At 50.7% G+C, this 685-nt stretch carries 1 protein-coding gene; it reads left to right on the top strand.

What is annotated here, in order from left to right; translation table 11 throughout:
• The coding region (locus ACT3TU_RS14325) for a hypothetical protein (RefSeq protein ID WP_444784540.1) at positions 1-685 on the top strand (685 nt) is incomplete at both ends.

The raw sequence follows: 685 nt of genomic DNA, 5'->3' as shown, positions 1-685 counted from the left end.
CAGTGTGGGTATCAGGGGATTCTGTTGATGAGCTTGGTACGTGGTGGTTGATCAGTGGTTTAGACGAGGGCGAACGAATTCCACTACACTACAGCTATGCCCAATCGTCGGTACAGTCAGGTCAAGATAGCGTCAATGCGCTACAAATGAATTCACAGCAGTTGGGCAGTTATGAGGTAATCGTACGAGCGGATGGCTTAGCGGCGGATACCATTTATGAAGGCCAAGCAGTAGATGAGTCGCCGCTTGTGACAGAGGATACAACTGTACTACTCGCTGCCCCGTCTCGCGTGAATAGCGATGATGCCGCCGCTCGTCTTGCACAGCAATGGGTGTCTGCAAATCACTGTCAACGCGAAACCTATCAAGCAACGGGAGCCCTGCGTGGTCTTAGTGTCGGTAGCCCCGTGAGTATCAATAACCTGCCTTCCATTGGCAGCTTATCGACTCACTGTATGGCAGTAACCTTTATCGGTATCGAGCCTGATAACGATAGTGTGTCGTATCATCATCAAGTATTTATCAAAGAGTGGTTACAGCGCACTGCTCAGCATATGCAGCGCCAGACCACAAACGCCATTCATCTGTCTGTACCTGATCATGGCTTTGATATGGCTCGTGACACTGGGGTTTGGGTATCAGCGACGTTGCTTGACGCTACTATCCCCTACACCCCTTATCCCAG

This window comes from Psychrobacter sp. AOP3-A1-26, from assembly GCF_052378235.1.
Classification (GTDB): Bacteria; Pseudomonadota; Gammaproteobacteria; order Pseudomonadales; family Moraxellaceae; genus Psychrobacter.
The sequence above is the reverse complement of the archived record's forward strand: the minus strand, read 5'-3'. Positions and strand labels throughout refer to the sequence as shown.